The 13,917-nt window shown below is 72.4% G+C and carries 7 protein-coding genes; 5 read left to right on the top strand and 2 right to left on the bottom strand.

The window, feature by feature from the left end; all coding sequences use genetic code 11:
- The first annotated feature begins 85 nt into the window (after positions 1-85).
- Positions 86-2,185 (top strand): SpoIIE family protein phosphatase, encoded by a 2,100-nt coding sequence (locus AB0F62_RS35610; RefSeq protein WP_361809307.1) that lies wholly within the window; start codon positions 86-88, stop codon positions 2,183-2,185.
- A 153-nt stretch (positions 2,186-2,338) separates the two neighbouring features.
- Positions 2,339-4,783: a SpoIIE family protein phosphatase gene (locus tag AB0F62_RS35605; RefSeq protein ID WP_361809304.1), complete on the top strand. Its 2,445-nt coding sequence runs from the start codon at positions 2,339-2,341 to the stop codon at positions 4,781-4,783.
- A gap of 139 nt (positions 4,784-4,922) precedes the next feature.
- On the opposite strand, the gene AB0F62_RS35600 is transcribed toward AB0F62_RS35605, so the two are convergent.
- Positions 4,923-5,420, bottom strand: a complete 498-nt coding sequence (locus AB0F62_RS35600) for a cupin domain-containing protein (protein WP_361809301.1) — start codon at positions 5,418-5,420, stop codon at positions 4,923-4,925.
- A 155-nt stretch (positions 5,421-5,575) separates the two neighbouring features.
- Between AB0F62_RS35600 and AB0F62_RS35595 the strand changes: the two genes are divergently transcribed.
- Positions 5,576-6,637: an NAD(+)/NADH kinase gene (locus tag AB0F62_RS35595; protein ID WP_361809298.1), complete on the top strand. Its 1,062-nt coding sequence runs from the start codon at positions 5,576-5,578 to the stop codon at positions 6,635-6,637.
- 124 nt (positions 6,638-6,761) lie between these two features.
- Here the strand turns inward: AB0F62_RS35595 and nagB are convergent, their stop codons facing one another.
- On the bottom strand, positions 6,762-7,544 hold the full coding sequence (nagB, locus tag AB0F62_RS35590; protein WP_361809295.1) for a glucosamine-6-phosphate deaminase: 783 nt from the start codon (positions 7,542-7,544) through the stop codon (positions 6,762-6,764).
- A gap of 254 nt (positions 7,545-7,798) precedes the next feature.
- Between nagB and AB0F62_RS35585 the strand changes: the two genes are divergently transcribed.
- Both AB0F62_RS35585 and AB0F62_RS35580 read left to right on the top strand, forming a co-directional pair.
- Positions 7,799-8,857 carry an AI-2E family transporter gene (locus AB0F62_RS35585; RefSeq protein WP_361809358.1) on the top strand — a complete coding sequence of 353 codons (1,059 nt, stop codon included), beginning with the start codon at positions 7,799-7,801 and terminating at the stop codon, positions 8,855-8,857.
- Between the two features lie 240 nt (positions 8,858-9,097).
- Positions 9,098-13,390, top strand: coding sequence for a discoidin domain-containing protein (locus AB0F62_RS35580; RefSeq protein WP_361809292.1), 4,293 nt, complete (start codon positions 9,098-9,100; stop codon positions 13,388-13,390).
- The last annotated feature ends 527 nt before the right edge of the window (positions 13,391-13,917 follow it).

Below are 13,917 nucleotides of genomic sequence, written 5' to 3'. Positions count from 1 at the left end.
GACATCGACCGGTCGCACGGTGACATGGCGACCGGCGGCGATCGGTCGGCGGAGAACGCCTCATGCCCAGGGATGGGTCGTCGCGGTGGACATACAGCAGTCGGCGAAGGATGTCGGTCAGCCCCAGACGGCGGTGGGGCAGGCAGGTGTGTTCCGCGACCTGCTCCCCATCGCGATGTGGCGGATCGACTCCGAGGGGCGCATCACCCAGTGGTCGCTCGCCGCGCAGGAACTCTTCGGGCACACGGCGGAGGAGGTGCTCGGCCGCAGCGCCACTCCCCTGCTGGTCCCCGTGGCGAACTGGGAACTGGCCGACGAGCTGACCCGCAGGGTGCTCTCGGGCGAGGCGGTCGTCGGCACCCTGCCGGTGCGCCACCGCGACGGGCACCTGGTCACGATGGAGATGTGGATCTGCCCCTCGGCCGACCCGCAGGGCCGCACCGGGCTGCTCGGCATCGCCGCCGAGACCTCGGCGGTGCTGCGCATGCGCGACTCGCTGGCGGCGCTGGAGGGCCTGTTCACCCAGTCCCCCATCGGCCTGGCCATGCTCGGCCCCGATCTGCGGTACGTACGGGTCAACGACGCTCTGGCCCGGATGAACGGTGTCCCGGCCGCGCAGCACATCGGCAGGCGGGTCAGCGAGGTGGTGCCCGGCCTCAACACCATGGCGCTGGAGACCGTGATGCGGCAGGTGCTCGCACGCGGCGAGCCCGTCGTGGACTTCCGGGGCCTCGGGTACACGGGGGCGGATCCCCGCGAGCGGGTGTGGTCCTGCTCCTTCTCCCCGCTGCTCGGCGGCGGGGGCCGCCGCCTGGGCGTGATCGCCACCCTCATCGACATCACCCGAGAGGAGCGGGCGCAGGCCCAGGCCACCCGGGGACGGCAGCGGCTCGCCCTGCTCGCCGAGGCCGGCACCCGGATCGGCACCACGCTCGACCTGCGGCAGACCGCCGAGGAGGTGGTGCAGGTGCTCGTGCCGCGGGTGGCCGACTCCGCCGACCTGCATCTGCTGGAGGAGGTCATCGACCCGGACGAGGCCACCGCCTCCGCCCAGGGGATGGTGCGCCGTCTCGCCGTCGCCTTCGCCGACCCCGCGGCGCCGGTCCAGGATCTGGCCGTCGGCATGACCCACCACGTCCCCGGCGCGTCGGCGTACGAGCAGGTCATGGTCGACGGGCGGCCGCTGAAGCTCACCCGGGCGGACATACCGCGGCTGGTGCCCGGCCCCGGGTACGAACGGCTCAGGAACTATCTGCACACCCTCGGCTCGGCCCGCATGGTGCCGCTGGTGGCGCGCGGCACGGTGCTGGGCATCGTGATGGTGACCCGCTCCCGCCGGCGTGAGCCCTTCGACGACCAGGACAACCTGCTCATCGACGAACTGGCCGCACGGGCGGCGCTCAGCATCGACAACGCCCGGATGTACTCCGCCCAGCGCCGCGCGGCGCTCACCCTGCAGCGCAGCCTCACCAACACCGCGCTGCCCACCGTGCCCGGTCTGGAGCTCGCCGGCCGCTACCTGCCCGCCAGCGACCAGGAGGTCGGCGGCGACTGGTTCGACGTCATCGCGCTGCCCGGGGACCGGACCGCGCTCGTCATCGGGGACGTCATGGGCCACGGGGTGCACGCGGCGGCCGTCATGGGCCAGTTGCGCACCACCGTGCGCACGCTGGCGCGCCACGACATCCCCCCGTCCGAGCTGCTGCGCTCGCTGGACGCCGCCGTGGCCGACGTGGGCGAGAACGAGATGGCGACCTGCGTCTACGCCGTCCACGACCCGTCCGACGGCAGTTGCCTGGTGGCCCGTGCCGGCCATCCGCCGCCCGCGGTGGCCACGGCGGAGGGCGACGTGGCCTTCCTGGACGGGCCGACCGGCACGCCCCTCGGCGTGGGCGGCCAGGACTTCCAGACCGAACGGGTACGGCTGCCGCCGGGCAGCCTGCTGGTCCTCTACACCGACGGCCTGATCGAGGCCCGGGACCGCAACCTGGACCAGGGCATGCTGGAACTCGCCCGGGCCCTGCGCGATCTCGAACCGCCGCTCTCCCGGATCTGCGATCGCGTCCTCGGCCGCCTCCTGCCGCGGGGTGCCCAGGACGACGTGGCGATGCTCCTCGCCCGTCCGCTCCCCTCGACCGCCCCCTCCTCCGTCCCGTCCCCCGTTCACCATGGCCTGCCGCGCTGAGCCCGCGACGGCGCCCGGCGGGGCACGCGGGATCGGCCGGACGGACCGATACTGGAGCTACGCCCCCACGGGCATCCCTCCCGAGCCCCGGCGGGGAACCACCCGAGGTGACGCCGCTCGCCCGGTTCTCCCGCACGTGCGACGGTGGTAGCGATGGACAATCCGGCCAAGACGTTCAGCGAGTCACCGGAAGACCCGTTCTCGGTGCACCGCGCGGCCTCGGTGGTGCTGGACGACGTCGCGTCCGTCGTGGGCTGGAGTACGCGCGCCCAGACCCTGCTCGGCCACCGGGACCAGGATGTCCTGGGGCGGCCGGCGGCCGAGTTCCTGGTGCACCCCGGCGACCTGGAGCTGGTCCTCGGCGCGACCGCGGCCTGTCTCCGCGAGGGCGGTTGGTTCGGTGTCGTGCCGGTGCTGCACCGCGACGGCCACCGGGTCGAGGTCGGCTGCCGGGTCCGCGCCATCGCGCGGGGGGAGTCGCACCGCGAGTGGTACGTGGTCGCCGCACCCGCCTCCGAGGTCGTCCAGTGGGAGACCGACCGGTGGGTGCTCGACGGGCTGTTCCGCCGCTCGCCCATCGGGCTGTCGGTCTACGCACCCGATCTCACCTTTCTGCGGGTGAACCGGGCGATCACCAAGTTCAGCGGTGTCCCCGCGGAGATGCACCAGGGCCAGCGCACCGGGGACTTCCTCTTCCAGCCGGACGCCGAGGCCGTCGACCACCAGTTGCGGCGGGTGCTCGAGACCGGCCGGTCCTCGATCTTCTACGAGCAGCCCTGCCGGCTGCGCCGCGATCCGCAGCGCGAACTGTACGTGTCGGTATCGGCGTTCCGGATGCAGGACGCCAACGGCCATGTGCTCGGGGTGACCCAGACCATCGAGGACGTCACCGAGCGCTACCGGGCCCGTCGCAGGCTGGCCCTGCTCAGCGAGGCCGGGGCCCGGATCGGCACCACGCTCGACGTCGGCCGCACCGCTCGCGAACTGGCCGAAGTGGCCGTGCCCGACCTGGCCGACAGCGCCTCCGTCGATCTGCTGGAGGCCGTGCCCCACGGTGGCGAGCCCGCCCAGGACCGCTTCGGGGCGGTGTGCCGCGCCGCCGTCCAGTCCGTCTTCCCGGACACCGCCGAGGTGATGTACCCGGTCGGCCACACGATCCGCATCCCCCCGGGTTCGACGCAGGCCCGATCGCTCACCGAGGGCCGGCCGGTCTTCGAGGCGGACATGGACCGGGCACTCGCCTGGCTCGAGGACGACCCCGCGCGGGCACAGGCCGCCCGCGACGTCGGCGCGCACTCCCTCATGGTGGTGCCGCTCGTCGCACGGGGGCTGGTGCTCGGGCTGATCAGCCTCTGGCGTACGCGGCGCCGCGAGCCCTTCGAGGCCGACGACCTCACCCTCGCCGAGGAGTTCGCCGCCCGCGCGGCGCTGAGCATCGACAACGCGCGCCGCTACACCCAGCAGCACCAGGCGGCCCTGACCCTGCAGCACAGTCTGCTCCCCGGGGACGTGCCCGGGCACCCCGCCGCCGAGGTGGCCCATCGCTACCTGCCCGCCAACACCGCCACCGGGGTCGGCGGCGACTGGTTCGACGTCATCCCGCTGTCCGGGCTCCGGATCGCCCTGGTGGTCGGCGACGTGGTCGGCCGGGGTCTCCACGCGGCGGCCACCATGGGCCGGCTGCGCACCGCGGTGCACACCCTGGCCCAGCTGGACCCCACCCCGGACGAGGTCCTCTCGCACCTCGACGACCTCGTGGACCGGCTGGCCTCGGAACAGCGTCAGACCGACGAGGACGCGCCGCCGGTCGTCGGCGCGACGTGCCTCTACGCCGTCTACGACCCGGTCTGCCGGAGCTGTTCGATCGCCCGGGCCGGCCATCCGCCTCCCGTGCACGTCACCCCGGAGGGCCGGGCCGAGATCGTCGACGTCCCCGCGGGCCCGCCGCTGGGCCTGGGGGGCTTCCCCTTCGAGACCGCCGAGATCGACCTGGCCGAGGGCAGTCTGCTCGCGCTGTACACCGACGGGCTCCTCGGCACCCGGGGCCGCGACCTCGACGACAGCCTCGCGATGCTGTGCGGGGCGCTCACCGCGCCCGCGGGCTCCCTGGAGGAGACCTGCACCACCGTCGAGGACACCCTGCTCAAGGGCCGCCGCGCCGGCGAGGCCGCCGACGACGTCGCCCTCCTCATCGCCCGCACCCGCGTCCTCGCGCCGGAACAGGTCGCCACCTGGGATCTGCCGTCGGACGCCACCGCGGCCGGCCAGGCCCGCACGCTCGTGGAGGCGCAGCTCGCCGCGTGGGGGCTGGAGGAGGCGGCCTTCGTGACCGAACTGATCGTCAGCGAGCTGGTCACCAACGCTTACCGGTACGCGGCGGGCGGGCCCATCACGCTCCGGCTGATCCGCGACAACCAGCTCATCTGCGAGGTCTCCGACACCAGCAGCACCTCCCCGCACCTGCGGCGGGCGCAGACCACGGACGAGGGCGGGCGCGGGCTGTTCCTGGTCGCGCAGCTCAGCGAACGGTGGGGCACCCGCTACACGCGCGAGGGCAAGACGATCTGGACCGAGTACCCCCTGCACTCCGGCTTCTGAGGGCTTCTGAGCGGGCACGGCCCCGCCCCGGGTCCCCGCCGGGGCGAAGGGGGAGCCGGCGAAGTGCCGGTCCCCTCGCGCGCCGCCGCCGCACCCGGCCGCCGGTGGGCCGGCGGAGTGGCGGCCGGGCGCGGCCGGCTCAACGCGGCGGGAGTTCGGTGCCGCAGCGGGAGCAGAACAGGGCGTCGCTCTCACCGGCCAGACGGCCGCAGGACACGCAGACCCGGTGCAGCAGACAGGCCGCGTCGCCCGCCTCGGGGGCGGGGGCGGGACGGGAGATGGCCAGGCCGGGGCGCCGGGCGTGGACCGTGAGATAGGTCAGGCCCGTGGTGCCCGCGGACAGGGCCCGGCAGGTGCCGCGGGGCAGCCAGGCGAGGGCGCCGGGCGCCAGGGTCGCCTGGCGGCCGCCGTCCTCTCCCGCGAGGTGTCCGCCGCCGTCCACGACGTAGAGCAGGACGTCCACGTCGGCCTCGACGTGCGGCCGCACCTCGGTGCCCGCCGGCAGGCGGACGACGTTGGCGTCGAGCTGGCGCCGGTCCGCGCCGAGCCGCCACAGCGCGCCGCGCTGCCCTACGGGCGTGCGGCCGATCAGATCCGCCACTTGGGCAAGTACACCCGGCGCGGGCTTCGTTTCCACGTTCGTCCTCCCTGCACCTGTGGAGCACGCGGATCCTACTCCGCGGCCGGCGCCACCGCGCGGCGGAGCGGGCGGCGGTCCCGGCGCGACGCGCCGGCCGCGGAGGCGGACGATGAGGTCATGACGCCGCAGCGGACACGGTCCGGGAGGCCGCGATGCCAGTGAACCGGGTCGGGATGGTCGTGCACGGGGCGCACGAGGACGCCGCCGAGGCCGCGGCGGCGGTCGGACGGTGGTGCGCACGGCACCAGGTGCCCGCGGTGGAGATCGACGTGTGGCGCAAGGACCGGCCCCGGCGCAGCGGCCAGGAGGAGGCGAACGCGGCCGGCTGCCCGGACCTGATCGTGACCCTCGGCGGAGACGGCACCTTTCTGCGCGGCGCGCGGGTGGCCGCCTCGTGCGGGGCGGCCGTGCTGGGTGTGGACCTGGGGCGCGTCGGCTTCCTCACGGAGGTGTGCACCGAGGACGTGGAGCGGGCCCTGGACTGCGTGCACGCGGGCCGGGCGACCGTCGAGGAGCGTATGACGCTCACGCTGCGGGCGTCCCGTCCGCTGGAGATCCCCGAGGGGATCGAGTCGCTGCTGCGCTACGGACGCGGGCCCGCGCTGCCGCCACCACGCGTGCGGCCCAGCGACCCGGAGGACGTGGGCTGGGGCGTGCCGATGGCCGTCAACGCCGTCAACGACGTGGTCTTCGAGAAGCTCGCCCGCGACCGGCAGGCCAGCCTCGCGGTGTACCTGGCGGGCCGTCTGTTCGCCTCGTACTCCGCGGACGCGATCGTCGCGGCCACCCCGACGGGTTCCACCGCCTACAGCTTCGCCGCCGGGGGGCCCGTGGTCTCCCCGCACATGGACGCGATCGTGTTCACCCCCGTGGCGCCGCACATGGCCTTCGACCGCACCCTGGTGGCGGCCCCGGACGAGGTCGTGGGGGTCCGCGTGCTGACCCGGTCGGGCCGCGTCGCGGTGAGCATCGACGGCCAGCTCAGGGGCGTCCTCGATCCGGGTGACTGGGTCGGGGTGTACAAGGCGCGGCACCGGCTGCGGCTGATCAGGCTGGGCCCGACCGACTTCTACGGGCGGGTGCGCGACCGCTTCCGGCTCAGTGACGCTCCGGCCGCGGCCGCCGACGGGGAGGTCCCGGCCCTGTACCGGCCGACCGCACCCGTCCCTCCGGACCTGCGGAATCTGCGCTTCCCTCCCCCGGACGGAGGCTGACTCGTCCTGCCGGGCGATCCCGGCAGGACGAGTCGGTCCCCTTCGGGTCACGGCTGGGGGCGCGGTCCCGCGGGACGCCGTTCCCGCCGCCCGCCCCGGCGCCCCGCGTGTGGACCTTCCGGGGCTACAGGCCCTGCCAGGACGGCTTGGCCGCGTAGGTGGCCCGGAAGTAGTCGGCCAGCTTCAGCTTGGACGCGGCCGCCTCGTCGACGACGACCGTGGCGTGCGGGTGCAACTGGAGCGCGGAGGCGGGGACGACCGCCGCCAGCGGGCCCTCGACGGCGAGGGCGACCGCCTCCGCCTTCGCCTCGCCCGTGGCGAGCAGCACGAGGTGCCGGGCCTCCAGGATGGTGCCGATGCCCTGGGTGACGACGTGGTGCGGCACCTCGTCGGGGTGGTCGAAGAAGCGCGCGTTGTCCTGGCGGGTCTGCCGGGTCAGCGTCTTGATCCGGGTCCGCGAGGCCAGCGAGGAGCAGGGCTCGTTGAAGCCGATGTGCCCGTCGGTGCCGATGCCGAGCAGCTGGAGGTCCACCCCGCCGGCCTCCGCCAGCGTGCGTTCGTACGCCGCGCACGCCCCGGCGATGTCCTCGGCGGTGCCGTCGGGTCCCATGAAGGACTCCTCGGCGAGGCCGAGAGGTGCGACGACCTCGCGCAGCACCACGGAGCGGTAGGACTCGGGATGCCCGGCGGGCAGGCCGACGTACTCGTCCAGCTGGCAGATCCGGGCGCGCGAGACGTCGACGCCGCCTTCGCCGACCAGGCCCGCGAGTGCCCGGTAGACCGGGAGCGGGGTCGATCCGGTGGCGACGCCGAGCAGCGCGTCGGGCTTGCGGCGCAGCAGGTCCGCGATGGCACCCGCGATGAGTTCGCCGCCCGCGGTGGCGTCCGGAACGATGACGACTTCCACTTCGGGACCGCCGATCTGGAGAGAGAGCCCGATAACTGGTTTAGACCAATTTAGCAGTCGTGGCGCCCGGAGATCCACCGCCGGCCAGGGGGTGCCTTCGGGCGAATGCGGCGTCCGCCGCGTTGGACCGCCCGCCGCCGGTGGTAGCAAGCAGGGACAGGAACGCAGGACGCGGGCGTACGGCCGGCCACGACGGGGAGGTGCGGACGGTGTCCCAACCACGGCGGATCCGGATCCGCGCGGGGCGCCGGGAGGTGCGCGGGCCCGCCGGGCGGTCCGGCGTCCGGGTACTCCCCGCCCTCGACACGGCCGCCGCGTACTCGTGGCGGCTGCTGGTCGTGGGGGCCGTGGTCTACGCCGCGTTCGCCACCCTGGGAAGGTTCCACGAGATCGCGGTGGCGGTCTTCCTCGGACTGGTCGTCACCGCCATGCTCCGGCCGGTGGCCGATCTGCTGGCCCGTCTGATCCCGCGTCCGCTGGCCGTGGCCGCGGCGCTGATCGGCAGCATCCTGGTGGTCCTCGGCATCCTGGCGCTGGTCGGCGAGGCGGTCGCCGGCGAGACGGCGGGGCTGCAGCGCGAGTTCAGCGCGGGACTGGCACGAATCGAGCGCTGGCTGGAGGCACCGCCGTTCCGGCTCGACCCCGAGGCGCTCACCGACCTCCAGTCGAAGATCGGAAAGTGGCTGTCCACCCACCGGTCCACGCTGATCAACACCGCGCTGACCGGCGCCGGGCGCCTGGTGGAGGTGCTCACGGTCTTGGCGCTGGCGCTGTTCTGCTCGGTGTTCTTCCTGCACTCGGGCGACCGGCAGTGGTCCTGGTTCTGCGGGCAGTTGCCGAGGACGGTCCGCGGCCGGGTGTCGGTGGCGGGCCGTGCGGCATGGCGCACCTTCACGGGCTACACGCGCGGGATCGTGCTGGTGGCGGCGACCAACGCGATCCTGGTGGGGGTCGCCCTCTTCCTGCTCCAGGTGCCGCTGGCCCTGCCACTGGCGCTGCTGGAGTTCTTCGCCGCCTTCGTGCCGCTGATCGGCTCGCCCATCGCGCTGGCGGTCGCCGCCGTGGTCGCCCTGGCGGCGAAGGGCCCCATCGTGGCGGCGATCGTCGTCTGCCTGATCGTCGTCATCGGCCAGATCGAGGGCCACGTACTGCACCCGATCGTGATGAGCTGGGCGGTTCGCCTGCATCCCGTGGTCGTCGCGCTCACCGTCATCGGCGGGGCGATCGCCGCCGGTGTGCTCGGCGCGGTGGTGGCGGTCCCACTCGTCTCCGTCCTCTGGTCGATCTACCAGGCGGTGCGCACCACGGAGTAGGGTGCGCAACTTTTTGCGGTGCTTCCGCAACGTCCTGTCGGGTGGACGACACTCCAGCGCAAGCCCGTGTCGGGTGGACTGAAAGCCTGGTCGAAGGCATAGACGCCCGGAAACACCTCTGCAACTATCGGCTCGGGCCGCGCAATTAACCAAGCAATCAACGCAATTTCTCATGCGTGGCAGCCGTATCGCTTGAGACATGTCATGGCACCAACAACGCGGACGAGAGGCACAGGGACGATGCCAAGGAAACGGTTCACACAGCGGCTGCTGGCGGGGGTGATCGCGGCGGGCATGGTGCTGCTCGGCCAGTCGGCCCTGCCCGCCGCCGCGGCCGGCGGCCCCAATCTCGCGGCGGGCAGGACGGCGACCGCGAGCAGCTCGCACGCCGAGTACGGCGTCGCCAACATCACCGACGGCAACCAGGACACCTACTGGCAGAGCGCGGGCAGCTCCTTCCCGCAGTGGGTCCAGGTCGACCTGGGCAGCAGCACGAGCATCGACCAGGTCGTCGTCAAGCTCCCCGCCTCCTGGGAGACCAGGACCGAGACCTTCGCCGTCCAGGGCAGCCCCGACGGCTCCACCTTCTCCACCCTGTCCGGCTCCGCGGCGCGGAACTTCGGCCCCGGTTCGGGCAACACGGTGACCATCGACTTCGCCGCGGCCACCACCCGCTACGTACGGCTGAACATCACCGCCAACACCGGCTGGCCCGCCGCCCAGGTCTCCGAGCTGGAGGTGCACGGCTCCGCCACCTCGACCGACAACCTCGCCCTCGGTCGCACCCTCACGGCCGGCAGCAGCAACGCGCCCTACGTCGCCGCCAACGCCAACGACGGCAACCAGACCACCTACTGGGAGAGCGGCAACAACGCCTTCCCGCAGTGGATCCAGGCCGACCTGGGGGCCTCCGTCGCCGTCACCAAGGTGGTACTGAAGCTGCCGCCCTCGTGGGAGACCAGGACCCAGACGCTGTCCCTGCGCGGCAGCACGAACGGCTCCTCCTTCAGCGACCTGGTGGCCTCCCGCGACTACACCTTCAACCCGGCCACGAACAACACCGTCACGATCAACCTGAGCAGCACGACCACGCGCTACGTCCGCGTCAACGTCACCGCCAACAGCGGCTGGGCCGCCGCGCAGCTGTCCGAGCTGGAGGTCTACGGCCCGGCCACCGGCGACACCACCGCGCCGAGCGCCCCCACGGGCCTGGCCTACTCCGAGCCCGGATCCGGCCAGATCCGGCTCTCCTGGAACGCGGCCACCGACGACACCGGGGTCACCGGCTACGACGTCTACGCCAACGGCGAGCTGCGCACCAGCGTCTCCGGCAGCACCCTCACCTTCACCGACAGCCAGCCCGACAGCGCCACAGTCGCCTACTTCGTCCGCGCCAAGGACGCGGCCGGCAACGTGTCGGGCAACAGCAACACCGTCACCCGTACCGGCTCCGGCGGCGACACCCAGGCGCCCAGCCAGCCCGGCAGCCTCACCCTCACCCAGCCCGGCTCCGGCCAGATCAAGCTGACCTGGACCGCCTCCAGTGACAACGTCGGCGTCACCGGCTACGAGGTGTACGCCAACGAGGTCCTGCGCACCACGGTGTCGGGGACCACGCTCACCTTCACCGACAGCCAGCCCGACACCGCGACCGTCTCGTACTACGTCAGGGCCAGGGACGCCGCGGGCAACCGCAGCGTGGCCAGCGCCACCGTGACCCGCAACGGCTCGGGCGGCAACGGCTCCAACCTGGCCGTGGGCAAGCCCATCAGCGCGTCGTCCACCACGCAGAACTTCGTGGCGACCAACGCCAACGACAACAGCTTCACCACCTACTGGGAGGGTGCGGGCGGCAGCTACCCGAACACCCTGACCGTCTCCCTCGGCGCGAACGCCGACGTCACCTCGCTGGTGCTCAAGCTCAACCCCGACAGCGCCTGGGGCACCCGCACCCAGACCGTCCAGGTGCTGGGCCGCGAGCAGAGCGCGAGCGGCTTCACCAGCCTCAAGGCCGCGGCGGACTACACCTTCAACCCCTCCTCCGGGAACACGGTGACCATCCCGGTCAGCGCGCGGGTCGCCGACGTACGGCTGCAGTTCACCGCCAACAGCGGTGCCGCCGCGGGCCAGCTCGCGGAGTTCCAGGTCATCGGCACCCCGGCGCCGAACCCGGACCTCACCGTCACCGGCATGTCCGTCTCCCCGAGCGCACCGGTCGAGAACGACGCCGTCAGCCTCTCCGCGACCGTCCGCAACATCGGAGAGCTGGCCTCGGGCGCCACGAACGTCGCCTTCTACCTGGGCACCACCAAGGTCGGCACCGCCTCGGTCGGCGCGCTCGCCGCCGGTGCCTCCACCACCGTCACGGCGAACATCGGCACACGTGAGGCGGGCAGCTACCCGCTGAGCGCCAAGGTCGACGAGGCCGGCGACGTCATCGAGCAGAACGACACCAACAACACCTACAACAGCCCCACCCCGCTGGTCGTCAAGCCGGTGGACAGCTCCGACCTGCTCGCGTCCCCGACCGCGTGGTCTCCCGGCACCCCGGCCAAGGGGAACACCGTCACCTTCTCCGTCGCCGTCAAGAACCAGGGCACGGTCGCCTCCGCCGGCGGCGCCCACGGCATCACCGTCACGGTCACCGACACCGCCTCCGGCACCGTCGTCAAGACGCTGACCGGCTCCTACAACGGCGCCATCGCCGCGGGCAGCACCACGAGCCCGGTCTCACTGGGCACCTGGACCGCCGCCAACGGCAAGTACAGCGTCAAGACGGTCATCGCGGCCGACGCCAACGAGCTTCCGGTCAAGCAGCAGAACAACACCGGCACCCAGTCCCTGTTCGTCGGGCGCGGCGCCAACATGCCGTACGACATGTACGAGGCGGAGGACGGCGTCCTCGGCGGGAACGCGGCCGTGGTCGGCCCCAACCGCACGGTCGGCGACCTGGCCGGCGAGGCGTCGGGCCGCAAGGCCGTCACCCTCAACAGCACGGGCAGCTCGGTGGAGTTCACCACCCGGGCCAGCACCAACACCCTGGTCGTGCGCTACTCCATCCCCGACGCCCCGGGCGGCGGCGGCATCAACTCCACCCTGAACGTCTACGTCAACGGCAGCTTCCTCAAGGCCGTCGACCTCACCTCCAAGTACGCGTGGCTGTACGGCAGCGAGACCGCTCCCGGCAACAGCCCCGGCGACGGCAGCCCCCGCCACATCTACGACGAGGCCAACATGATGCTCGGCACGACCGTGCCGGCCGGGGCGAAGATCAAGCTGCAGAAGGACGCCGCCAACGGCAGCCAGTACGCGATCGACTTCGTCAACACCGAGCAGGTGGCGCCGATCGCCAACCCGGACCCGGCCGCGTACACGGCGCCGACCGGATTCACCCACCAGGACGTGCAGAACGCCCTGGACAAGGCCCGGATGGACACCACGGGCACCCTCAAGGGCGTCTACCTGCCGCCGGGCGACTACGAGACGGGCAGCAAGTTCCAGGTCTACGGCAAGTCCGTCAAGATCATCGGCGCGGGCCCCTGGTACACCCGCTTCCACACGCCCACCAGCCAGTCCAACACCGACGCGGGCTTCCGCGCCGACTCCACCGCCAACGGCTCGACCTTCTCCGGCTTCTCGTTCTTCGGCAACTACACCTCCCGCATCGACGGTCCCGGCAAGGTCTTCGACTTCGCAGGCGTCGCCGACATGACCATCGACAACGTCTGGAACGAGCACACGGTCTGCCTCTACTGGGGCGCCAACACCGACAACGTCACCATCACCAACTCCCGGATCCGTGACACGTTCGCCGACGGCGTCAACATGACCAACGGCAGCACGGACAACCACCTGAACAACATCGAGGCCCGCGCCACGGGCGACGACAGCTTCGCCCTCTTCTCCGCGATCGACGCGGGCGGGGCCGACGAGAAGAACAACCTCTACGAGAACCTGACGTCCCTGCTGACCTGGCGCGCCGCGGGCATCGCCGTCTACGGCGGCTACGCCAACACCTTCCGCAACATCCTGATCGCGGACACGCTGGTCTACTCCGGGGTCACGATCAGCTCGCTCGACTTCGGCTACCCGATGAACGGCTTCGGCACCGACCCCACCAACCTGCAGAACATCTCCATCGTCCGCTGCGGCGGGCACTTCTGGGGCGGGCAGACCTTCCCCGGCATCTGGCTCTTCTCCGCCTCGAAGGTCTTCCAGGGGATCCGCGTCAGCGACGTGGACATCGTGGACCCGACCTACAGCGGGATCATGTTCCAGACGAACTACGTGGGCGGTCAGCCGCAGAACCCGATCAAGGACACGATCCTCACCAATGTGTCGATCACCGGCGCCCACCGCAGCGGTGACGCCTACGACGCCAAGTCGGGCTTCGGCCTGTGGGCCAACGAGATGCCGGAGTCGGGCCAGGGCCCGGCCGTCGGATCCGTCACCTTCAACAACCTCACGATGAGCGACAACCACCAGAACATCAAGAACACCACCTCCACCTTCACCATCAACGTCAACCCATAGCGGCGGGAGGCAGGAACGCCGTGGTCCCGGCCGGTTCTCCGGCCGGGACCACGGCGTTCCGTCATCTCCGCCATCCGCCGCCGCGCGTCCACGGGCCCCACCACGCCGGGATCGGCGGATCTGCGGGGGCGGAGGTGGGCTGGTCGGGATGGAGCCCCAGCCGGCGCAGGACGGCCGCGTCCACGCTGACGCCGAAGGTGCCGTGCCAGTGCCCGTCCTCCCCGATCCGGCACGCGAGGTCGATCCTCAGCTCGTCGTCCGCGAACGGCCACCAGTCGATGCCGCGGTCCCGCAGTCAAAGGGCCGTCAGCTCGACCGGCCGGGGGCGGCCCGGCAGGTGCTCGCAGCCGAAGAGGAGGACCCATGTGCGTGCTTCTCCGTCCATGCCGCCATCCTGGCGCAACACGACGGCGTGCCGCGGCGGGATTTCGCCGCGCGGCGCCCGCGGGGGTCTACACCGCGGGGGGGGCGGGGCCGCCCAGCGGGGGGGGGCCCCGCGCCGGGGAGTGGCGGGCGGGCCCGGGACC

It is taken from the genome of Streptomyces sp. NPDC026673 (assembly GCF_040638135.1).
In the GTDB taxonomy this organism is placed as follows: domain Bacteria; phylum Actinomycetota; class Actinomycetes; order Streptomycetales; family Streptomycetaceae; genus Actinacidiphila.
This window is presented reverse-complemented; position numbering and strand designations above follow the sequence as displayed.